This window comes from Acinetobacter populi (genome assembly GCF_002174125.1).
GTDB lineage: Bacteria > Pseudomonadota > Gammaproteobacteria > Pseudomonadales > Moraxellaceae > Acinetobacter > Acinetobacter populi.
The window spans coordinates 120,253-141,835 of sequence record NZ_NEXX01000004.1; the positions used below are offsets into that span (position 1 = coordinate 120,253).

At 40.9% G+C, this 21,583-nt stretch carries 20 protein-coding genes; 10 read left to right on the forward strand and 10 right to left on the reverse strand.

Going from position 1 to position 21,583, the window contains the following annotated elements; genetic code table 11:
- Positions 1-124: 124 nt before the first annotated feature.
- From CAP51_RS11715 to CAP51_RS11725, 3 genes are all read right to left on the reverse strand, one after another.
- Positions 125-2,572, reverse strand: a complete 2,448-nt coding sequence (locus CAP51_RS11715; protein ID WP_087620946.1) for an ExeM/NucH family extracellular endonuclease — start codon at positions 2,570-2,572, stop codon at positions 125-127.
- Positions 2,573-2,654: 82 nt separating this feature from the next.
- Positions 2,655-3,449 carry a TIGR03915 family putative DNA repair protein gene (locus CAP51_RS11720; protein ID WP_087620947.1) on the reverse strand — a complete coding sequence of 265 codons (795 nt, stop codon included), beginning with the start codon at positions 3,447-3,449 and terminating at the stop codon, positions 2,655-2,657.
- 1 nt (position 3,450) lies between these two features.
- A complete protein-coding gene (locus tag CAP51_RS11725; RefSeq protein WP_087620948.1) occupies positions 3,451-4,713 on the reverse strand; it encodes a putative DNA modification/repair radical SAM protein in 1,263 nt (420 codons plus the stop codon).
- A 278-nt stretch (positions 4,714-4,991) separates the two neighbouring features.
- Here CAP51_RS11725 and CAP51_RS11730 point away from each other — a divergent pair, with 278 nt between their 5' ends.
- Positions 4,992-5,324, forward strand: coding sequence for a hypothetical protein (locus tag CAP51_RS11730; protein WP_087620949.1), 333 nt, complete (start codon positions 4,992-4,994; stop codon positions 5,322-5,324).
- A gap of 164 nt (positions 5,325-5,488) precedes the next feature.
- Positions 5,489-5,956 carry a 2-thiouracil desulfurase family protein gene (locus CAP51_RS11735; protein ID WP_087620950.1) on the forward strand — a complete coding sequence of 156 codons (468 nt, stop codon included), beginning with the start codon at positions 5,489-5,491 and terminating at the stop codon, positions 5,954-5,956.
- Between the two features lie 52 nt (positions 5,957-6,008).
- Here the strand turns inward: CAP51_RS11735 and CAP51_RS11740 are convergent, their stop codons facing one another.
- Both CAP51_RS11740 and CAP51_RS11745 read right to left on the reverse strand, forming a co-directional pair.
- Entirely contained in the window at positions 6,009-7,196 is a 1,188-nt protein-coding gene (locus CAP51_RS11740) for an MFS transporter (RefSeq protein WP_087620951.1), read from the reverse strand.
- A 117-nt stretch (positions 7,197-7,313) separates the two neighbouring features.
- On the reverse strand, positions 7,314-8,039 hold the full coding sequence (locus CAP51_RS11745; RefSeq protein WP_140404435.1) for a hypothetical protein: 726 nt from the start codon (positions 8,037-8,039) through the stop codon (positions 7,314-7,316).
- A 128-nt stretch (positions 8,040-8,167) separates the two neighbouring features.
- On the opposite strand from CAP51_RS11745, the gene glyQ reads away from it, so the two are divergent.
- From glyQ to CAP51_RS11765, 4 genes are all read left to right on the forward strand, one after another.
- Positions 8,168-9,163 (forward strand): glycine--tRNA ligase subunit alpha, encoded by a 996-nt coding sequence (gene glyQ / locus CAP51_RS11750; RefSeq protein ID WP_087620953.1) that lies wholly within the window; start codon positions 8,168-8,170, stop codon positions 9,161-9,163.
- 3 nt (positions 9,164-9,166) lie between these two features.
- Positions 9,167-11,236: a glycine--tRNA ligase subunit beta gene (gene glyS / locus CAP51_RS11755; RefSeq protein ID WP_087620954.1), complete on the forward strand. Its 2,070-nt coding sequence runs from the start codon at positions 9,167-9,169 to the stop codon at positions 11,234-11,236.
- A 232-nt stretch (positions 11,237-11,468) separates the two neighbouring features.
- Positions 11,469-11,897 carry a hypothetical protein gene (locus tag CAP51_RS11760; RefSeq protein ID WP_087620955.1) on the forward strand — a complete coding sequence of 143 codons (429 nt, stop codon included), beginning with the start codon at positions 11,469-11,471 and terminating at the stop codon, positions 11,895-11,897.
- Between the two features lie 41 nt (positions 11,898-11,938).
- Complete coding sequence (locus CAP51_RS11765) at positions 11,939-12,373, forward strand: hypothetical protein (protein ID WP_140404436.1); 435 nt, start codon at positions 11,939-11,941, stop codon at positions 12,371-12,373.
- A 19-nt stretch (positions 12,374-12,392) separates the two neighbouring features.
- On the opposite strand, the gene codA is transcribed toward CAP51_RS11765, so the two are convergent.
- The 4 genes from codA to CAP51_RS11785 all read right to left on the reverse strand — a co-directional run bounded on the left by codA (position 12,393) and on the right by CAP51_RS11785 (position 17,383).
- Positions 12,393-13,637, reverse strand: coding sequence for a cytosine deaminase (gene codA, locus CAP51_RS11770; RefSeq protein WP_087620957.1), 1,245 nt, complete (start codon positions 13,635-13,637; stop codon positions 12,393-12,395).
- A gap of 9 nt (positions 13,638-13,646) precedes the next feature.
- Positions 13,647-14,876, reverse strand: coding sequence for a PucR family transcriptional regulator (locus tag CAP51_RS11775; RefSeq protein WP_087620958.1), 1,230 nt, complete (start codon positions 14,874-14,876; stop codon positions 13,647-13,649).
- Positions 14,877-14,890: 14 nt separating this feature from the next.
- Positions 14,891-16,159 (reverse strand): cytosine permease, encoded by a 1,269-nt coding sequence (gene codB, locus CAP51_RS11780; RefSeq protein WP_087620959.1) that lies wholly within the window; start codon positions 16,157-16,159, stop codon positions 14,891-14,893.
- Between the two features lie 261 nt (positions 16,160-16,420).
- Entirely contained in the window at positions 16,421-17,383 is a 963-nt protein-coding gene (locus CAP51_RS11785; RefSeq protein WP_087620960.1) for a 2-hydroxyacid dehydrogenase, read from the reverse strand.
- 129 nt (positions 17,384-17,512) lie between these two features.
- Here CAP51_RS11785 and CAP51_RS11790 point away from each other — a divergent pair, with 129 nt between their 5' ends.
- Together CAP51_RS11790 and CAP51_RS11795 are read left to right on the forward strand one after the other, a co-directional pair.
- The gene (locus CAP51_RS11790; RefSeq protein ID WP_140404437.1) at positions 17,513-18,373 is read left to right on the forward strand and encodes a hypothetical protein; all 861 of its coding nucleotides are present in this window, start codon (positions 17,513-17,515) and stop codon (positions 18,371-18,373) included.
- Between the two features lie 103 nt (positions 18,374-18,476).
- Positions 18,477-18,725, forward strand: coding sequence for a DUF2789 family protein (locus tag CAP51_RS11795; RefSeq protein WP_087620962.1), 249 nt, complete (start codon positions 18,477-18,479; stop codon positions 18,723-18,725).
- A 33-nt stretch (positions 18,726-18,758) separates the two neighbouring features.
- Here the strand turns inward: CAP51_RS11795 and tusA are convergent, their stop codons facing one another.
- Entirely contained in the window at positions 18,759-19,022 is a 264-nt protein-coding gene (gene tusA, locus CAP51_RS11800; RefSeq protein WP_087620963.1) for a sulfurtransferase TusA, read from the reverse strand.
- 159 nt (positions 19,023-19,181) lie between these two features.
- On the opposite strand from tusA, the gene CAP51_RS11805 reads away from it, so the two are divergent.
- Together CAP51_RS11805 and lnt are read left to right on the forward strand one after the other, a co-directional pair.
- Positions 19,182-20,021, forward strand: coding sequence for a CorC family transporter (locus CAP51_RS11805; protein ID WP_087620964.1), 840 nt, complete (start codon positions 19,182-19,184; stop codon positions 20,019-20,021).
- Positions 20,018-21,580 carry an apolipoprotein N-acyltransferase gene (gene lnt / locus CAP51_RS11810; RefSeq protein ID WP_087620965.1) on the forward strand — a complete coding sequence of 521 codons (1,563 nt, stop codon included), beginning with the start codon at positions 20,018-20,020 and terminating at the stop codon, positions 21,578-21,580. Before CAP51_RS11805 ends, lnt begins: the two co-directional genes overlap by 4 nt.
- Positions 21,581-21,583 lie beyond the last annotated feature (3 nt).

The window sequence follows — 21,583 nt, forward strand, 5'->3', positions numbered from 1 at the left end:
TTTGATGATGTTATAACTGACTGAGTTTTTAAATATAGAAGATCACGCCATCTTGATCATTTATTGAATAGAAAAAGGTTGTAATCAACTTAGGCTAATTACAACCTTTTCAAGTCTTTTATATTTATTTCTTACGGCGGCTTAGCGTCGAGATCAATCCCATACCAATCAAACCAAACATGGTCCAAACTCCGAAACTACCAGAATTTGTTTTGCTTGTAGTACTGGCCTCACTTAAATCCAGATCAACAATTACCGGATCATGATCAGATGAACGATAGGCATCTTCGGCATAGAATAAAGCTTTTTGTTCATCTGTTTTATACTCTTCATTATAATCCAGTACCGTTGGCTCATCGGCATTGATATGCCATGCAAAGGTTTTCTTCACAAGCGGATAAAGGTCTGTATCGGCAAGTGCATGGTCCAGATTCCCAGCTCCGCCATTCCCATTATTATTACTGGCGACACCAAATACATAACTATAACCTGTTTTACCTTCCCCAATTTTTTCATCTGTCAGTAAGGTTTTAAAACCGGCCTGTTCAAAAAGTAAAATCGGATCTTCTTTGGCATAACTGTTCATATCCCCCAAAATTAAGGTATTGCTTTTTGTTACGCCTGTCGGATTTTTTGCCAGCCATTGCGTTAATTTTTCGACCGAAACTTTACGCGTTGGATTCCAGCAGCTTTGTCCATCATCTTGATCAGCTTCTGTGTCGGTCGCACCGGAACAGCTTTTTGATTTCAAATGTTGTGGAACCACAGTAAAAGTTTTGCCACCCGAAATCGGCTGGAAACTTTGTGCAATAGTGGTCCGTGTTTTATTATCGGCAAAATCAAAAATCACCGGATCATTTACGGGTTTTACCCGTTTGCTATTATAGATAATTGCCACTGCAATGGCATCAGTCCCCAATTTATCACCAGATTTTGGCGTAACATATTTCCAATCGGCACCCAAAGCATTGGTTAAATAGGCAACTGCACTGTTTTCACCATAACCATTGTTGGCAATTTCCATTAATCCATAAACATCAGCATCTATGGTTTTTAAGGCACTCACAATTTTTTGATGCTGACGCTTAAACTCTGCTTCCGTCGTTGCCCCACGCTCGGTTGGAAAACCTTGTTCACCATTGTCATAGTTCAGGACATTAAATGCCGCAACCCGGATTTGTTTGCTGTCTTTGGCAACCATTGAAGGTCGCTTATTACTTTCCGCAACTACTTCTACAGTACTTTCCGTCAAAATTGGTTGGATCGCATAACCATAGGCCATACGGGAAAGTACACCTTTCACATTGACATTAACCTGTGCACCTGCACGCAAAGTATTCGCTGAACTAAAATTTTGTGGCCATAATGGATTAATGTTCTGTTTGCCATAGCCATCGTCGAGATTAATTTCCGAACGCTCATTGAGTTCGGCCAAAGTTTTTGCCTCAGATGAACCTGCTGAATAAAGCTGGGTTGGCATGTACAAACGGGAAGGTGTCAGACTCAAGGCACCATAACGTCCATAATTATAATTTTCACTGATGGTTAAAGCCTGAGTCGGTTTTAATTCAATCAATTCACCTTGATATTGTTCGAGCAAATTCAGACTGCTTAATGGTAAAGTGAGTGACTTGGGTTTAACCAGCGCAGAAAGCGAAGTATTACAGGTCAATACTTTGCTTACATCTTTAATTTGAAGCTGATTGTTATAGCTACCCAAGGTCCCATTCAAAATAACGTCATCACCTACTTTTGCATCTGTAATGGTAGGCACATAGACAAAAATACCATTACTTCCCCCAGATTTTGCCGTCGTATCTGGTGTTTGCAGAAAAAAGCCATCATGTCCATTACTATAACGATAATCTGCGGTAATGATGCCTCGTACATTATATTTGGTGTTTTCGGTACCCTTTCGCACATCAGCAATCGCTGTGTATGTCGAGGCACAGTTTAATGCTTCTACTGGTGTCGTTGATGTTGAATCAAGCGTTAAGTAGGTTGAATAAGCTGTCGGACTTGACCAGATTTTCCATGATTCATTCACATCAAATGTTTGATAAATGTCTATACCACTATCTGCAACATTATTACTGGTTTTGGTTCGCTCAAAACTATTTTTTGCGGTTAAGACACTACCTGCAACAACCCAGCCGATCTCCGGTCTAAACCCGACTTGACCAAAGATATCGATAGGAATTCCTTTATAGTAAAGGACAAGTGTATCATCACCATTCATGGTGAGATTACCTACTTGTTTAACCGCATCGCCTAGCGTTGTTTTTAAATCGGCATGACCAACCAAATATTTCCCTTTACTCGCAAGATTCCCGGTCAAAGTGATCGTGGTTGTTGGCTTATCTGCTGCCGCACCATTTGCAAAAAGCTTAATTTGATAATCTGCCAGATTCACGGTTGCCGCATCAGGATTATAAACTTCCATCCCTTTGTTATTTCCACTTCCATGAATATAATGACTAAACATTAATTGTGCATGTGCCGAAGTGAAACAGGTAGACGCGCCGAGTAGCAAAAAAGATTGCATTAAAATATTGAGTTTCGAATTTTTCATCACTTGATAATCACAGGAAAAGTTAGCTTTAGCTTATTTTTTTGCTATGACATTCACATGAAAAATAAATAAATTTACTCTTTTAGATTGTTTTCTCATTCAGATAACGCCAATAGCGTTTTGGCACATATTGCACATGCAGCTTGATGTTTTGTCGTGCCTGAATATTGATACTGCTAAAATAATCTTTCCAGAGCTGATCATATAACATTTCCTCCGCATCTAGCGCCACCACAAAATGCTGACTCGAACCAATCGCTATATGTGCATCAATCTCTTTGGCGCAAAGTGATACCTCGTGAATCTCCTGCAAATCATAATAAAGTCCGTAATGACGTTTTTCATCGTAAATTAGCCAGCGTTGATCCTGATAACGACGTTTAAAATGTGGCTGGATCAAAGGCAGAACATTAAAATCCGGTTGAATCAAACTGAGAAATAAACCTTCAGCCGTCTTCTTAAAGCGAACAAAGGCTTCCATACGATGCTTTTCACGACCAACTTTTTTTGCCCATTGTGCAATCGCCAGAACACTGGGATGGGAATAATCTTTTTCTACTTGTGATTGTTGACGAAAAACATAAATACAATAATGAAATAGATGTTGATGCGCATCTATTGATTCGGATAAATAAGCAAAATAAAGCTGCCGTAAAGCCGATGCAGAAACTTTTTGTTTAAGTGCGTCCCAGACACGCTGGGCTTTTGCTTCATCACTGGGAACATCTATAAAATCTTCAAATAGATGACTTTGGGATAAGCCCTGATGGCAAAGTTCCACATAAAACTGTTTAAACTGAAATGCCCGAAATACACAGCATAATAATCCACTCATTGAACCATCAAAATGATAGCGTTGCAGTGCCAAAGATGCCATTTTAAAAGCCCAAACTCAGCTGTGGCGAAAGCTGTTTAATATATTTAGAGTGACTATTTTCCAGAATATTTTGCCGTATCTGATGCGGTTGTAATTCTTTTTGAAAGGAAGGGCTATCTTCACAGCGGATAAAATGTCTGGCACGGGAATAAGCAACACCAAGCCGTTTCAATAAATCGGTATGGATTTTGCCAAAGCGACGGGCATCTATAATCTTTTTGGCAGATTTCACCCCAATCCCTGGTACACGCAAAATCATACGATACTCAGCACAATTTAAATCCACTGGAAATTGTTCAGGATGGCGTAAAGCCCAGCTCAATTTCGGATCAACTTCCAGATCGAGATTGGGATGCTGGTCATTAACAATTTCACTGGCAGCAAACCCATAAAACCGCATCAGCCAGTCACTTTGATACAAACGGTTCTCTCGTAATAAAGGTGGGGCTGAACCGACCACGGGTAATAACTGATGTTCAGAATTAATCGGAATATAACCGGAATAATAGACACGTTTTAGTTTAAATTCCCGATAGTGATGATCTGCCATCATCAATACGTCTTGATCACTTTCCTGATGAGCCCCCACCACCATTTGCGTGGTTTGTCCCGCTGGGACATATTTCGGTACATGCTTAATGATTTGCCGTTCATCTTTCAGTTGAATCAGCCGATCACGTACCAGCCCCAAATCTTTCTGTACTTCCTGATGCGATTTTTCTGGAGCATAAATTTTAAGTCCTGTTTCCGTCGGCATTTCCAGATTGATACTCATTCGATCGGCATATAGGCCAGCTTCGTGAATCAGTTCCGGCGATGCCCCGGGAATGGTTTTTAAGTGAATATAACCGTTAAAATTCTCTTCCAGACGTAGTTTTCTAACTACCTGCATCATACGCTCCATAGTATGGTCGGCAGACTTAAAAATGCCTGAACTTAAAAACAGACCTTCAATATAATTACGACGATAAAAGTTAATGGTTAAATCCACCACTTCCTGCACGGTAAAGGCTGCCCGCTGCACATCATTGGAACGTCGGGACACACAATAAGCGCAGTCATAAATACAGACATTGCTAAATAATATTTTTAATAAGGAGACACAGCGCCCATCTTCGGTAAAGGTATGACAAATCCCTGATCGACTTGCGTCACCTAAGCCTTTGTCTTTATTTTTACGATTGCTACCACTAGATGAACAAGACACATCATATTTGGCAGCATCGGCAAGAATATGGAGTTTTTCCCGGATTCGGTCGGACATGACTTTTCTCTTTATCGCAACATCAGCATACCCTAGCATGGGGCATTACTGACGTTAAGGGACTCTTCCATGTCGTGCGTCAAGACATGTCGTTAAAGTTTTGCTCTAAAGAAATTCCTATCTGGGTAAACAACAAAGTCGGTTAAAATTTCCCCGTTAATCATCATAATACTCAATACATTATTTACAATTCAAAATCTTCCTATTCTCAATCTATCCATAATTTTTATAGATCATGACATACAGGTACTCTCACCTGATGAATTTAGTGAAAACTTATGAATAAAATCATTGCTTCTGTTATGGCACTTGCCTTTACCACTTTAAGTGCAACCGCAATGGCGGCTTGTCCAACCGGTACAACGCTGGAAAAAGGGAAATGTGTTGCTATCGCAAAAACCACACAAAAAGCAAAAGCCACAACTACTGCGGCAAAAACAACTGTGAAAAAAGATAGCCAAAAAGCAAGTTCTACCGCCAAAACTGAAGTCAAAAAACTTGATAGCAAAGCAACTACAAGTAAAAATGCAGTAAAAGCAGAAACCAAAACAACTGCAACAAAAGCCAGCACAGATCTAAAACAAAAAGTTGATCAGAAAGCGAACTCTTAATTTCTATTCTCTTCAACAAGAAGCAGGTCATCAATACCTGCTTCTTTAATTTTAGCCAGCCCTTTTTCTTAAAGTCTTTAAATCCTATTTATTCCTGATTTTCTTCTAAGCTTGCTTTAAAATACGATCAACGCATCAATCAAAAAATTGAGTATTAAAGACATATGCTTTTAGTCAGTGCCTGTCTGGCAGGCGAGCCAGTTCGTTACGATGGTCAGGACAGTGCTCATGATAAAATTCGGCAATTGATCCAGCAGGGAAAAGCAAAATTTGTCTGTCCTGAATTACTTGGCGGCTTTCCTATTCCCCGCTTACCTGCCGAAATCGTCAATGGCACAGGGCTGGATGTGTTAAACGGCACGGCAAAAGTTATGGACTGTGCGGGTGAAGATGTGACGACACAATATCTTGACGGGGCTTATAAAGCCCTGAAAATTGCACAGGATTTAGATGCAAGCTGTATCGTGTTAAAAGAAAATAGCCCTTCCTGTGGTAGTCAACAGATTTATGATGGTTCATTTGATGGACATAAAATCATGGGAATGGGTGTGACTGCTGCTTTGTTTAGACAACATGGATTTAATGTCATTTCAGAACATCAATTGCAAGACTGGCTAGAATCTCATACTTAATTTGTTCTATTAGGTATGAATAAAGCCCAAATCCAAATAATAGATACATCCATCAATTGATATGAACGCGTTGTTGCATCTGTCTAAAATGCAACAATAACAGGGATAAGCACAGTATTCCCATTACCAGACAAAAACTGACTACACCCCAGATCATGCCAAAATGATCGGAAAGATATCCCACTGCCAAAATCGGCAGAATTGTCCCTAGATAAGCCATAAACAGATAAGTGGATACGACCGCCGCACGATTTTCTGTTTGCGTCATTTTATTGACCAGTGAAAATGCCGCCAGCAGTGTTAAACCATGTCCGATTCCCACGCCAACCACACTGATAAAAAATAAGATACTCCATTGCATCAGCATACATATGGCAAGAATCACATAACTACCAATCAAGGTATATAGTCCCAGATTTAATCCTTTATGCGGTTCCAGAGATTTTGCAATAATCTGAGAAGACGCCGACAACAGTAAAATACTGGAAATCGTCATACCACTCACCAGAGGACCATGCCATGGAATGACTTCCTTTATAAAAGAAGGTGCTAGAGAGGCAAATAAACTAAAGGAACCAAAGGCACTAAAGGCGGAAAACCCAATAATCAGAAACAGTAATTTATATTTGGTTTCCGGCATTTCCAGATGCGGCATAAAGGTGAGTTTCTGTGGCGTAAACTTTGCTTTTAAACGAAACAAACTAACCAAACTTAATAAAGACAACAGAATAATCGGTAAATAAGGCGTCACCAGCGGATAGGCAAAAAACTGGGCAATAAAGCCACCAATCACTGGACCGACCCCAAATCCTATCACGGTAATAATAGAACTTAACTGTGCTGAATAAGCCTTATGAGAATCCGGAATGGTATAAAACAGACCGAGCATTGCAGAGGTGTTAATGAGTCCTGAGGCGATACCGATAATAAAGCGCCCAATCGACAACCAGAATACGTTCGGTGCAAATGCCGATAATCCCAAACCCAAAATACACAGCAACAAACCCAGCTGCAAAGTGCGAACATAACCTATATGATTGGAAACGCGTCCTAAAAACAACAGTGCTGCCAGACAACCAAACATATAGGCAACAAAGATATAGGTAATCTGACTAGGTAAAAGATGCCATGATAATTCATAGATGGGATATAAAGGACTGGATAACGCAGTCCCCGAAGTGCCGACACAAAGCGCCAGACTGACCATTAAAAATGGCTGCCAGGTCTGTCGAGTATTCATGATGATCCAGGTGCTTTAAAATTTGAAGGTAAAATTTATACCGATCAGATCATTGTTTCAACCAGATGGTCAGAAATTCACAAGTTTTATTACTTGTGCTACACAAAATAAAATGCTTTATGATGCGCATAACAAACGAATAGGCATCATATATTGATAGGGTTGATATTGATCCTTGTCGATATCATAAAACCGAGCAAATTTATGGCGTTTAATCATATCCTCAATGACTTCCTTGATACGTGGCGCTACATCTGGATCTGACAAACGAACCTGCACTTGACCCGACTGATCAACATCAATATATGCTTTTAAATCCACTAAAGGTTGATCTGCTTTTTGAGTATTCAATTTACAGTATTGTACCGTCACATAGCGCAGTTGCTGGAGGTCCAATTTTGGTGGTTGAAATTGATCATGTCCGGATAAAAAACGATAATTCATCAAATAATGTGGATAAGGTTGACGGACACTTTCAACGATTTTTGTCTTTTTATTTTCATACAATTGCGACATTTGTGGTAAGGTTTCAACCTGTATCGCATTGGCCAGCTTAAGCACATGCTGATTGAGCAGCATAAGTTCTGGATGCGGATTTTTTAGAATAATTTGTGGCTTTTTCTTATTTTTATCATTAATGCGAATTTCAACCTGCCATTGATAATTTGCTGCATCTTGAGGAAAGGGAATGAGATATTCCACATTATCTACAAGTTGCTCTGTATCTCGAAGAGGTTTTAGTTTGGTCCACTGTGCGGAATCAAATGTTTGTGCCAGCAAATCCTGTGAGAGCATAGCAACAACCATTAAAATACTCATCCGCATAAAAGATAATATATGCATTTTTGATCCAGATATTGTATCTACCTCAATATTAGCTGAGAAATTAACTGATTTATAGCCTTTGCCACATCTCAACAAAATCCTTATACTTAAGCACAATTTTTACTTAGACTTATAACGGATACAGCATGAGCCGTGCCATATCACATATTGATACTTTTCAGGGTTTAATCCTTGCCTTACAAAACTATTGGGCAGAACAGGGCTGTGTGGTCTTGCAACCTTATGATCTGGAAATGGGTGCGGGGACATTTCATACCGCAACCTTTTTACGTGCGCTTGGACCAGAGACATGGAATGCAGCCTATGTACAGCCCTCTCGTCGTCCAAAAGATGGCCGCTATGGTGAAAATCCAAACCGTCTGCAACATTATTATCAGTTTCAGGTGGTATTAAAACCCAACCCAAGTAATATCCAGCAATTGTATCTGGATTCCTTAAAAGCCATTGGTATTGATCCATTGGTACATGACATTCGTTTTGTTGAGGATAACTGGGAATCACCAACACTGGGTGCATGGGGATTGGGCTGGGAAGTCTGGTTAAATGGTATGGAGGTAACGCAGTTTACCTACTTCCAGCAAGTCGGTGGTGTGGAATGCTATCCAGTGACCGGTGAAATCACCTATGGTCTGGAACGTCTGGCCATGTATCTGCAAGGTGTTGATTCGGTTTATGATCTAGTCTGGACCAAAGGTCAGTTTGGGACGGTTACCTATGGCGATGTATTCCATCAAAATGAAGTCGAACAATCCACCTATAACTTTGAACAAGCACCAATTGATAAACTGTTTGAATTATTTGATTTTTATGAATCCGAGTCAAATCGTTTGATGCAGGCAGAATTACCATTACCAGCCTATGAACAAGTGATTAAAGCATCGCACTGTTTTAACCTGCTGGATGCCCGTGGCGCAATTTCCGTGACTGAACGTCAGCGTTACATTCTGCGGGTACGTACCCTTGCCCGTGCCATTGCACAGAGCTATGTACAATCTCGTGCCAAATTAGGTTTCCCAATGGCAGAACCAGAATTACGTGATGAAGTATTGGCACAGTTAAAAGCGCAAGCCGATGCGGAAGCATTACTCAATAAAGCCAATGCGGAAATGAATCAGGGTTAAATCATGAGCTTACACACTGTATTATTTGAACTTGGCTGTGAAGAACTGCCACCCAAAAGCCTTAAAAACTTGCGTGATGCCTTGAAAAGTGAAGTCGAAAAAGGCTTACAGGCAGCAGGTCTGGCCTTTGAACACATTGACGCGTATGCTGCGCCACGTCGTCTGGCACTGAAAATCGTTGCGGTAGAAGGTCAGCAACCCGATACACAAAAACGCTTTGATGGCCCTGCTGTACAAGCTGCCTATGATAGCGAAGGTAAACCAACCAAAGCACTGGAAGGCTTTATGCGTGGTCAGGGCATCAGCGCTGAACAAGTTTCTACCTTTCAGGCAGGTAAAGTCGAAAAAGTTTGCTATTACAAAGATATCAAAGGTCAAAATCTAGATACCTTGTTACCGGTAATTTTACAAACTGCACTGGATAATTTACCGATTGCCAAACGTATGCGCTCGGCAGCAAGTCGTACCGAATTTGTACGCCCTGTGCAATGGGTAGTGTTGCTTAAAGATGACCAGATTATTGATGCGACGATTCAAGACTTTAAAACCGGAAATGTAACGTATGGTCATCGTTTCCATGCGCCGGAAGCAATTACTCTCAAACATGCCAATGATTATCTGGATGCACTGCGTCAAGCCAAAGTCATTGCCAGTTTTGAAGAACGTCAAGCCATTATTGATGCACAGGTTAAACAATTGGCTGATGAGGTCAATGCCATTGCCATTGTCCCTGCTGATCTACGTGATGAAGTCACAGCGCTGGTCGAATTACCTGTTGCCTTACGTGCTACCTTTGAAGAACGTTTCCTTGCCGTACCACAGGAAGCCTTGATTACCACCATGCAGGATAACCAAAAATATTTCTGTTTGGTCGATCACCATAATAAATTACAACCTTATTTCATTACCATTTCGAATATTGAGTCAAAAGACCCGACACAAATTATTGAAGGTAATGAAAAAGTCGTACGTCCACGTTTAAGCGATGCAGAATTTTTCTTCTTGCAGGATCAAAAACAACCGCTGGCCAGCCGTAAAGATAAACTCAAAAACATGGTCTTTCAGGCACAGCTTGGTACACTTTGGGAAAAAACCGAACGTGTCGCCAAACTGTCGGTGGCACTTTCACAAATTACTGGAGCTCAGGCAGTCGATGCAGAAAAAGCTGCTTTCCTGTCCAAATGCGACTTAACATCTGAACTGGTCGGTGAATTCCCTGAATTGCAAGGCATTGCAGGTACTTATTATGCCCACCTTGAAGGTGAAAATGATGAAGTCGCACAAGCACTAGGCGAACAATATTTACCAAAATTTGCCGGCGATGTATTACCACAAACCAAAACAGGTACCACCCTTGCCCTTGCTGATCGTCTAGTGACATTGGTGGGTATTTTTGGTATTGGTCAGGCGCCTACAGGCTCCAAAGACCCGTTTGCATTACGCCGTTCAGCCATCGGGATTCTGCGTCTAATCATTGAAAATGAACTGGATGTTACACTCGATGAATTGGTACTACTCACTTTAGACGACTATGCTGACGTAATTAAAGATCATGCCAAGACCCGTGCTGATGCAGTGGCGTTCCTTGAAGGACGTTATCGTGCCAAATATGAAGATCAGGGTGTTGATGTTGATGTGATTCAAGCCGTACAAGCATTGTCACCGGCATCACCTCTGGATTTCGACAAACGAATTACTGCGGTACAACATTTCCGTACCCTGCCGGAAGCCGCAGCATTGGCAGCCGCCAATAAACGTGTTGCCAACATTCTTGCCAAAGAAGCAACACCGGAAGGTGCAGTGATTGAAAGCAAACTGGTTGAAGATGCCGAAAAAGCACTGTATCAACAGTTACAAAGCCTAACTACCGAAGTTCAGCCATTACTGGCTAGCCGTAACTATACCGAAGCTTTGTCTAAACTGGCAGCATTACGTGCACCAATTGATGCCTTCTTTGAAAATGTTATGGTTATGGCAGATGATGCCGAACTCAAAGCCAATCGCTTACGTTTACTGGCGCAATTACGTGGTTTGTTTACTGCGGTTGCCGATATCAGCGTATTGCAACATTAAGCCTGAATTTTATTGAAGCCCTTATAAACCCTGCTCATTTATAGCAGGGTTTATTTTTACCATTAAAATAGGCAAAAATAATTTTCAATATAGATGGATATATACAGAGAATTGGAATAAATGAATCACAACGCAGCATAACAAAATATATAAAATCATACATTTTCCATATGCCATAACTCGCTATACTAAAATCAATTCGTTAGCACATTATGAAAATATGAACATCAAAATGATTTTACTCACGGCTGCAAGCTGTGTTGCTATTGCAGCCTGTCATCATAGTCCCATTCATCCTACAGAGGAAAATGGACAACTGGTTCAAAAAATTGAGAATTTACAGGCTGTACCGGCAAGCGATAGCAATGATGCCAAGTTATACCAACTGGATAAAGGCTGTGCCATTGAATTTACTGGCTTTTATGAAACTGGTAAAGCAACTGAAACATGGACATTCCAAGGTAAGCAACTGCTGTCTGCAAAATCTGTCATCAGTACCTATGTTGATCATGGATTGAATCAAGCCAATGACTTTGATCAACCGATTAAGATCGCATCACAGCAACAAAAAAACTTTGATACCCATAATGCAGATACACAGAAGAACTTCCAATCATTGCTCGGTTATTTTAAAGACGATGAATTACAGAAATGTCAATAAAGCAGATGTTATAAATAGAAGTATATAAGGAAATCATGATGATGAAACAGGCAATACTACTTTTAGGCACGACATTGTTACTGGCCTCTGCGACTTTTGCCGAAGAAGCCCCAGCAACACAAGCAAGCAATGGATTGCCTGATAATCCGAGTTTATGGCGAGTTCTAACCTATAAATCAGGGCAAACATTATCAAAAACAGGTGATGCGATTCAGCGTGGTGCCGAAAATACCAGTCAGTCGATCCAAAACCAGAATATTGGAGAACGTGTTGAACAAGGTGCGACATCAACTGCACAATTTGCTAAGGAAAAAACTCAACAGGCGACCACCTATGGCAAGGAAAAATGGCAACAAGGTAAAGAAGCCATCATTGGTACACCCAACAATGGCACAGCACCAATTGAATCTCGCCCATTAACCACACCGATACAGCCAGCAAATCAAGGCAATATTTCCAATAGCCCAGAAAATTAGCCTTAATCCTTTTCACTTTTTAAGCAGTTAAGATGACCTGTTCATTCTGCCGTTGCATGATGATTTTACCATGACGCACGCTAAGATAAGCTTTCGCCTGATTGGCTAGTGCGTCATAATCATTTTTTGCATTGAGTAAAATAAAGTTTGCAGGTCGATGAACTTCCAAACCATATTGATCCTGTAAATTTAATGCCTTGGCAGAATTATCTGAAATAAAATCTAGACATCGTTGTAAATCCTCGTAACCCAACATATGACAAATATGTAATCCGGCATCCAGTATCCGCATAATATTGCCATTTCCTATCGGATACCACGGATCACGAATAGAATCTTGAGCAAAACAGATATTCATGCCAGCACGATCTATCTCGTAAACACGTGTTAATCCGCGCCTTTTGGGATAAGTATCAAACCGCCCCTGCAAATGAATACTTTCGGTAGGACAGGAGATAAAATTAATACCTGAGCGTTTTAGCAAACGGAATAATTTAAAACAATAGGCATTATCATATGAACCCATAGCAGTGGTATGACTAGCTGTCACATGTGCACCCATACCGCGAATACGGGCTTCATCTGCCAGCACTTCCAAAAATCGTGAATTGGGATCATCAATTTCATCACAATGGACATCAACCAATTTATCATGTCGTTCTGCCAAATCCATAAGAAATTTAACCGAACTCACACCTTTATCCCGTGTATATTCAAAATGGGGAATTCCACCTATCACATCTACCCCCATATCAACCGCGCGTTGCATTAACTCCCGCCCCTGTTGAAAGGATTCTATGCCTTCCTGCGGAAATGCCACAATTTGCAAATTAATCAAGTGTTTAACTGAATCCTTTAGTTCCAGCATAGCCGTCAAAGCCGTTAACTGAGGATCTGTCACATCCACATGTGTACGCACATGTTGAATACCATGTTGGGCAAGCATATGAATTACTTTAGTCGCGCGCTGCTTAGTATCTTCTGCGGTAATGCTAGCTTTGCGTTGCCCCCAACGTTCAATGCCTTCAAAAAGTGTACCGGACATATTCCATTCCGGTTCTCCTGCCGTTAATACAGCATCTAAATGGATATGTGGCTCCACAAAAGGGGCCATAAGTAAGTTTTCCTCTGCATCAATAATTTCAGGAAGAGAAGAAGATGGTAGTTTTTCAGATTGCAGCGTCAAGGCATGAATCACACCATTTGCGGTTTCTAAAGTGTATAGCCCGTCTTTGCCACGTAAAGTCGCATTAATTACTTTCATGAATTTATCCTAGTATAATGGTGTAGGACTGAATAGTTGCCAGATGATGAGAGAAACCGAAAGATGCAAACGATATTTCGGATCTTCCAGCGAATATCCAGTCAATGCTTCAATTTTTTGCATACGCTGCGTGATGGTATTGCGGTGAATACCCAATCTGACAGCTGTATTCATCACGTTAAAATTTTCCTGAACCAAGGCGTCCAGGGTATTAAGATATATATCGGCCTGCCGTTTTCCTGCTGTGAAAAAACAGCCCAGCGTTTCCTGCATAAATTGGCGAGGAACCGATTTATCCGGAATTGCACTAATTAATCGTAGGATTCCCAAATCGTTATAAGGCAAACAGCGATGTTCAAGATGAAGGTCTATCGCCAGTTTTTGAGCCTGAGTTGCTTCATCAAAACCCCGCTGAAAAGATGCAACAGACTGAACGATATTGGATAACCCAATATACAATTTGAGTGGTTTGGTTTTTTCTGCTAGTTGTAGAATCAAATGATTCATCTTTCCTATCCATGTTTCTATATCTTCATGGCGTAGGGGAAGTGCCAGCACAAAAACATCACCAAATTTAAGAACCGGAAAATTCAGTTGTTCTTCATTGGCCCAAGCATCTAGTTGTTCAATTAAAAATTGTTTTTTATCCCGAAGTTTTTTCTCCGGATCCAGATATTGATCAGAAATAAATAATTCATCATGGGCAGCCATTTTAATACTGACTAAGAGATAAGAGACTTGTAAATTTAAATTCAGGTTCTTAGCCCGAATTGCAATCGTTTCCTCAGACGAATAATTAGCAAAAATCAGACGGGAGAAGGTATCAGCGATAGAATTCTGAGTTTGTTCCAGCTCAACCAGTGCAGTCCCGATAATGTGAGTAACCTCAATCATCTTAAGACTGTAAGGCTGCTCCACAATCGGTACATTCAATTCATTGGCATAAGCAATTACACTTGCAGGAATAAAATGAATACACTCTTCTCCGGTCAAAATGACTAAACCCGCAATGTTTTTCTGATAGCCTTGATACACCAACTCCAGCAAATTTTTTTCATTGCGTTGGTGATTTATTCCGGTAATGAACACCAGTTCTCCACCTTTTAACCATTCAAAAATATTTTCATTTTCTGCAACATATATCCAGCGGATTGCCTTATAAATATCGTCATGCCCAGCGCGCAGGCGCATTTGCTGCAACTGAGGAAAATTTAAGACATCATGAATGGATAATCCCATGGTTTATATCCTGTCTAATCAATATGAAGATGTTGCGACGGCTTAACTGTTTTTGCCGAAAACAGACTGATACCGACCACATAACAAACTACTGACACGACGATACCAACAATCGGGGCAATCCACGGCGAATTATAGGCAACCAGTGCCCCTATAAAATAGGAAGATAAACCAATCCAGTTAAATTGCGGTAAATGTGCCGTTGCCAGATTTGGATAATGGCCTTTATACTTAAACCAGTAATCCGCCATAATCACTCCACCAATTGGCGGAATAATCGCACCCAGCAACAGAAGAAACGGAATTAATAATTCATACATCCCTGCAACAGCGAGAATAATTCCAATGACAGCCGAAACCATGACCAGCGTTTTACGTCGTTCACTGCGAATCAGGTGACAGGCTGCCGCAGAAACGTTATAGATGGTTGGCCCCTGAATAGTCCATAAATTCAGACAAAGCATAATCACCGCAGCAATAGATAAACCTTGTAAGATTAGTACTTCTACAATATCAGGCTGTTGATAGACGATTGCCATCCACGCACCCGCTAGTACCATAAGACCATTACCAATGACAAAACTGATTAAGCAAGCCCAGACTGCAACCTTGCTTGATTTGGCCATACGGGTCCAGTTGGTAATTTGTGTTGCCCCACTGGCAAAGGTACCAAAAACAATGGTTAAAGCAGCAGAAAATGTTAAATGCTCTGTAGGTTGCACCTGATTTAACCCAGTCCATCCACCAATGGTTTTGGTCGCAAGATACATCGAAACAATCAATAATACCGCCATTAAAGGAATGGAAATTTTCGACAAACTTTCCAATCCCTTGAATCCAATAATGGCGGTAATCGAAAAGCCCAGTCCGAAAAGCACCATCAATGGAATAGTTAATGCTTCAGGTAAATGAATAATTTTAACTAGAGAAATTGCCAGCGTTGCTGTTCCCCATGCATACCAGCCTAATTCGGCAAAACCCAAAATCACATCTGATAATTTGCTTCCAAGGTTGCCAAAGCAAAAACGACCCATCAATACCGTATTGAGGCCACTTCGTGCAGAGATTACCCCCAAAGAAGCGGCATAACTTGCCAATAAAAAATTACCAAGCGCCGTGATCCATAAAATATCAACAAAATTAAATGCTACGCCAATTTTTCCACCTGCAAACATGGTGCCGGTAAAAAATGTAAAACTAAACAACACCATTGCAATCGGGAAGAAACCTTTACGCTGTGATAAAGGTGTTTCACTTAAAGGATGTTCATCTTGCTGGTTCATGTGTTCACCTCAATGATAGAACGCAATAGAAAGAGAACTCCTCATTGCAACTGCTGTGCCGTTTTTAATACACTTTACTTTGCGAAAAACGTACGAAAAACCATGCATCATGCATAGTTTTTTAGTAAATCTATAAAATTTGAAAGCTATAATTGTGCCAATCGAACATTATTGTTTATTTTTAGTGCTGGTTTACCAACCAGCGGGTTACATCGATCTGATTGGTAAAATAAAAAAATATAATAAGGAAGAAATGACAGACTAGGGATTAACCTGCCGAAGCATCTGTCCTTGTTGAAAGGCCACTACATTTTCCCCCAATTGATCCACAATCCGCTGCCGAGCCTGTACACTGCCCCAGGCAGAATGTGGTGTGATGATTAAATTGGGGACATCAGCATTTAATAGAACATTGCCGTCTTTTGGCGGCTCTACACTAAGTACATCGGTTGCAGCACCAGCAATTCGCCCCGTTTTCAAAGCATTGGCCAGTGCCTGCTCATTGACAATACCACCGCGCGCCACGTTGACAATAAAAGCACTAGGCTTCATCAAGTTAATCTGTGCTTCATCGATTAAATTTCGGGTTGCATCGGTCAAAGGACAATGCAGACTTAGCACATCAAGTTGTGGCAAAAATTCATCTAAAGGTAAATGATCAGCCTTTGCTGGGCGATGGGGAATTTGTCCCAGAATCACATGCATTCCAAAGGCTTTTGCCAGTTGTGCTACCGCATGTCCAAGCTCACCATAACCAATAATCCCTAGCGTTTTACCCGACAACTCAACAACCGGATAATCCAGAAAACAGAATTGTTCTGATTGTTGCCAGCGACCCTGTTTAACTGCATGATCATATTTCACCAGATTGGTTGCCAACGCCAGCATTAAAGCCAGCGTATGCTGTGCCACCGAATGTGTACCATAACCCTGACAATTACACACGATAATACCTTGCGCTTTGGCGGCATTTAAATCCACATTATTGGTCCCGGTTGCCGCAACCAGAATAAGTTTTAACTGGGGTAATTGCTGAATAATTTTTGCATCGAGAACCACTTTATTGGTAATAGCTACCTCAACATTTTTGAGACGTTCAAGTACCTGTGTCGCAAGTGTTTCGGGATATAACTGCAAATGTCCAAAATGATTATGCAGAGACTTAAAATCTAAATCCCCTTGATCCAAAGTTGCATAATCCAGAAATACTGCGTTAAATGACATCACTTCATCTCCATTGCGATCTAAAAAATGATCTGCATATTTAAGCCTTGTTGATATGTTACCTAAGTTCACTGTATTAATTGTCAACAAATCTCAAGGAAATAAAATATTAAATCTCGAGGATTCGCCATGCAATACGATAAACAATTTTCCCTCAGAACTTTAAGCATATCTATTTTGTGCATGATTTCACCCTTTCTTTTTGCAAAACCAACTGTCACCCAGCATAAGATAAATGAAAGTGCAGTCCATTCGGATGCTTCATTTCAAGATCAACACTTCGTAACCTGCCCACCGCTCAAATTTGTTGAGCAGGCCAAAACATGGTCTGGCCGATATTATCTTAATGGCATCATGGAAACTGGTTCTACACTTGTATTAAATCCCAATGGTAGATTTGATTTTATGCTGGCATATGGAGCGATGGATCAATCTGCTCAAGGGCAATGGTGGTTAAATCCGACATATCATTGTATCGGACTGGCAGTCGATGCCAATCTTCCTTCTCAGTATTTTCAGTTCTTGTCAGAAAATCAGGATCAGTGGACAAAAGAGATTTTTGCCGAAGCAAAACAAATTGAACAGCAAAAACAAAATACTCATGTATTACATGTTTTTGCTTTGGAAAAACAATATGGTATGAGTTTGGAAGGGTTTTCAATCGTATTACGCTGGGCAGATGGCACAACAGAAGTGCAGTCTATTCATCAACATATGGCCCAGTTTACCCGTCGAAAAACTACACCCACAGCCATTGCCTTAACATTTCCAGATATGGATGAAGCACTCACTTGGGTAAATTTACCCAAAAATCAGTCCCAACCCCTCATCATTGAAATTTTACTGAACAATATAGTCGGACAAGCCACCATGTTGCCCCAATATCTGGAAATTCATCAGGATGTTTTGTTACCTGTCTGGGAAGGGCGTGGACAGCGTGGTGAATATTACCGCCCTGCTGCACCAAAATCCGTTCAGGATCAACCCTAGAAAATATTCGTTAAAACTTTAGATTAAATATCATCGATTTAAATACAGTTTATGCTATGTTAATTGTTTCAATATTACTTTGTAAAAACAAAGGAGTGTATCCATGAACACTGTACAGCCAAGAATGACCAACCTATTCGAACAACTCGGTTTGGATTCTAGCGAGAGTGCAATCGCAGCTTTCATTAAAAATCATCAACTTGATGCAGATACTTATATCAGCGATGCAGATTTCTGGGATGAAGGACAACGTGCATTTATTCATGAAAAACTTGCAGCCGATGATAACTGGGCAACCATTGTTGACCAACTTAATGAATCCTTACATGAAGATTCGGTCAATCAAAAATAAGTAGCATCTGAGGTGATCTCAAAGCAGATCATCTCAGGATTTTTTTTGCACTTGATAATAGTATTCGGTTTTGCCATCTACATCTCGTTGTTCTTGCACCAGCAATTCATGTCCCAAATGCATGCAAAATTTTGGAATATCCCAAGATGTTGAAGGATCTGTTGCAAAAATTTCAATGACATCGCCATTTTGTGATTTTCTGATGGCTTGATGCAGCATCATCACCGGTTCCGGACAGCGTAGCCCCCGAGTATCAAGTTGTTTGATCGGTGTTGCTGATGTTTCTATATGAGCCATAATTTACCCTCACGTAAAAACATATTTTATCATGACCGACGAAAATCACCCTAATCAAAATTTGATAATAAATTTCAATCTGTTTTTAGATGCAAGTCGAAGTTTTCTTCGGTATGATGAAGATGACTTTTTCTTGATTTGCATTATTTAGGATACCTCATGCAAGAAGAATCGAGCCCATCGTGGACCCGTGGTTTAAAAAAATGGCTGAATGCGGAACCAGAAACGCGTGATGAATTATTGAAATTAGTCCAAAATTCTAGAAAATTTTTAGAGCCCGATACTGTGGCAATGCTTGAGGGTGTGCTTGATTTACCTGCGACCAAAATTCGCGAAGTCATGACGCCTCGAACATCCTTAATCAGTCTGCAAGAAAATGATGATCTTCTGGATATTATTCATGTTCTGATTGAGTCTGCCCATTCCCGCTTCCCGGTTTTTTCCGCAGAAAATAACGATTCGGTGATCGGTGTGTTACTGGCCAAAGATTTATTACCGTTCTTAACCGAACGTCAATCACAAAAAGTCGATATTACAGCATTGATGCGTCAGCCTTTATTTGTTCCGGAAAGTGCCCGTTCTGATCAAGTGCTGCGTATGCTTAAAAATACCCAAACCCATATTGCCATTGTGATTGATGAATACGGGACAACCTCCGGCATTGTCACACTGGAAGATATTTTGGAAGAAATCGTCGGTGAAATTGAAGACGAACATGATGAAGCCGATCAATATGCACAATTTATCCAGCCCGATCCGGAATCAGAATTACAAAATGCATGGCTGGTGCAGGCATTAACCCCAATCGAACATTTTAATACCCTATTAGGTACGCATTTTTCCGATGAAGAAGTCGAAACTATGGGTGGATTGTTATTACAGGAAATTGGTCTGGTCAATGATCTAGAAGGTCAAGTGATCGAACTGGATGGCTGGAGTTTTGATATCCTGGAAGCAGATTCCCGTAGTATTCAGCTGATTCGTGCAGTAAGGCTATGAGATCATTTTTTCGTAAAATCAATAATATACAATCCAGCTCAACAACACAGCGCATTCCCTTGAGTCTGGTGTGTTTAATTTCACTTATGGCAGGCATTCTCCTGCCATTTGCTTTGGCACCGTATCATAGCTGGTGGCTTGCCATTCTTTCCCCTGCACTGCTTTATGCCTGCCTGCATCAACGTACAGCCAGACAAGCCTTTTTTATCGGTTGGAGTTATGGCATCGGGTTATGGTTTGTCGGTGCATTCTGGCTCTACACCTCAATTCATGTTTATGGTGATACCTCTGCAATCTTGTCTGTCCTGATGATTGCGTTTATGGCCATCGCCATGGGACTGTTTAATGCTGTGCAGTGCTGGCTTTATCGTCGGTTCTTCCCAGAAACACCACTGACTTTTGCACCGCTCTGGGTATTGTTTGAATGGATGAAAACCTGGATTTTCACCGGTTTTCCATGGCTTTTTGTCGGTTATGCATTTACCACTTATGGTTTAGATGAATATGCACCATTATTTGGAATTTTTGGTGTTTCCTTTGTCGTAATAGTCATTGCTGCGGCGTTGACAGAATGCCTATTTGGTAAACGCTTTTGGCTTATCCCGATTGCCCTGCTTTTATTCGGCGCATGGGGAGCCAAATATATTCAGTGGGTTGAACCCAAGAATGAAAAACCATTAAGCGTTTCTTTAATTCAGGGCAACATCCCACAAGACCTAAAATGGCTAGTGGAATATCAAACCGAAACCTTACGCATTTATGCCACACTCAGTCAAACTGAATGGGGTCGTGATCTAGTGGTTTGGCCTGAAGCCTCTATTCCCATGTTTCAAACCGATATCCAGCCTTTTCTGGAGGTGATCAGCAAACATGCTCAAGAACGTGGTTCCGCTTGGGTAACAGGAATTCCTTATTGGGATCTCGAAAACTCTCAAGAAGGTCACCCACTTTATTATAATGCGATTATGGCCTCGGGCAGTCAATCATCAGGTTTATATTTCAAACAACGTCTGGTACCGTTTGGCGAATATATTCCGTTCTCTGGTGCATTAAGCTGGGTATTGCCGGGTCTACAAGATGACGTGACCTTAAGTGGTTTTAGTGCAGGACATGACCATCAGGCACCACTCATCATTAAAAATCATCGTTTGGCCTCTGCCATTTGTTATGAAATCGCTTATCCGAACCTGACCCGCAATAATGCCAAAGACAATGACTTTTTGATCACGATTTCCAATGATGCATGGTTCACAGGGACTAGCGGTCCTTGGCAGCATTTACAAATGGTACAAATGCGTGCCAAAGAAAATGGCAGATGGATTATCCGTGCAACCAATACCGGCGTAACAGCCTTTATCAATGCACAGGGCCATATTGTAAAACAGCTGCCAAGCGATCAACGTATGGTCTTACGCGGTGAGTTACCCGCATATACTGGTGAAACACTCTATAGCCGTTTTGGCGACTGGATGATTCTCTTATTCTGTTCTTTATTATTGGCACTTGGCCTTTTATTTAGACCTAGAGTCGTTAATACAGCCTTCAAACAACGTCGTTAAGCG

Coding starts and splice junctions, on each gene's coding strand:
- CAP51_RS11715 (WP_087620946.1), bottom strand. CDS start 2,572: ATGAAAAATTCGAAACTCAATATTTTAATGCAATCTTTTTTGCTACTC.
- CAP51_RS11720 (WP_087620947.1), bottom strand. CDS start 3,449: ATGGCATCTTTGGCACTGCAACGCTATCATTTTGATGGTTCAATGAGT.
- CAP51_RS11725 (WP_087620948.1), bottom strand. CDS start 4,713: ATGTCCGACCGAATCCGGGAAAAACTCCATATTCTTGCCGATGCTGCC.
- CAP51_RS11730 (WP_087620949.1), top strand. CDS start 4,992: ATGAATAAAATCATTGCTTCTGTTATGGCACTTGCCTTTACCACTTTA.
- CAP51_RS11735 (WP_087620950.1), top strand. CDS start 5,489: ATGCTTTTAGTCAGTGCCTGTCTGGCAGGCGAGCCAGTTCGTTACGAT.
- CAP51_RS11740 (WP_087620951.1), bottom strand. CDS start 7,196: ATGAATACTCGACAGACCTGGCAGCCATTTTTAATGGTCAGTCTGGCG.
- CAP51_RS11745 (WP_140404435.1), bottom strand. CDS start 8,039: ATGCATATATTATCTTTTATGCGGATGAGTATTTTAATGGTTGTTGCT.
- glyQ (WP_087620953.1), top strand. CDS start 8,168: ATGAGCCGTGCCATATCACATATTGATACTTTTCAGGGTTTAATCCTT.
- glyS (WP_087620954.1), top strand. CDS start 9,167: ATGAGCTTACACACTGTATTATTTGAACTTGGCTGTGAAGAACTGCCA.
- CAP51_RS11760 (WP_087620955.1), top strand. CDS start 11,469: ATGATTTTACTCACGGCTGCAAGCTGTGTTGCTATTGCAGCCTGTCAT.
- CAP51_RS11765 (WP_140404436.1), top strand. CDS start 11,939: ATGAAACAGGCAATACTACTTTTAGGCACGACATTGTTACTGGCCTCT.
- codA (WP_087620957.1), bottom strand. CDS start 13,637: ATGAAAGTAATTAATGCGACTTTACGTGGCAAAGACGGGCTATACACT.
- CAP51_RS11775 (WP_087620958.1), bottom strand. CDS start 14,876: ATGGGATTATCCATTCATGATGTCTTAAATTTTCCTCAGTTGCAGCAA.
- codB (WP_087620959.1), bottom strand. CDS start 16,159: ATGAACCAGCAAGATGAACATCCTTTAAGTGAAACACCTTTATCACAG.
- CAP51_RS11785 (WP_087620960.1), bottom strand. CDS start 17,383: ATGTCATTTAACGCAGTATTTCTGGATTATGCAACTTTGGATCAAGGG.
- CAP51_RS11790 (WP_140404437.1), top strand. CDS start 17,513: ATGCAATACGATAAACAATTTTCCCTCAGAACTTTAAGCATATCTATT.
- CAP51_RS11795 (WP_087620962.1), top strand. CDS start 18,477: ATGAACACTGTACAGCCAAGAATGACCAACCTATTCGAACAACTCGGT.
- tusA (WP_087620963.1), bottom strand. CDS start 19,022: ATGGCTCATATAGAAACATCAGCAACACCGATCAAACAACTTGATACT.
- CAP51_RS11805 (WP_087620964.1), top strand. CDS start 19,182: ATGCAAGAAGAATCGAGCCCATCGTGGACCCGTGGTTTAAAAAAATGG.
- lnt (WP_087620965.1), top strand. CDS start 20,018: ATGAGATCATTTTTTCGTAAAATCAATAATATACAATCCAGCTCAACA.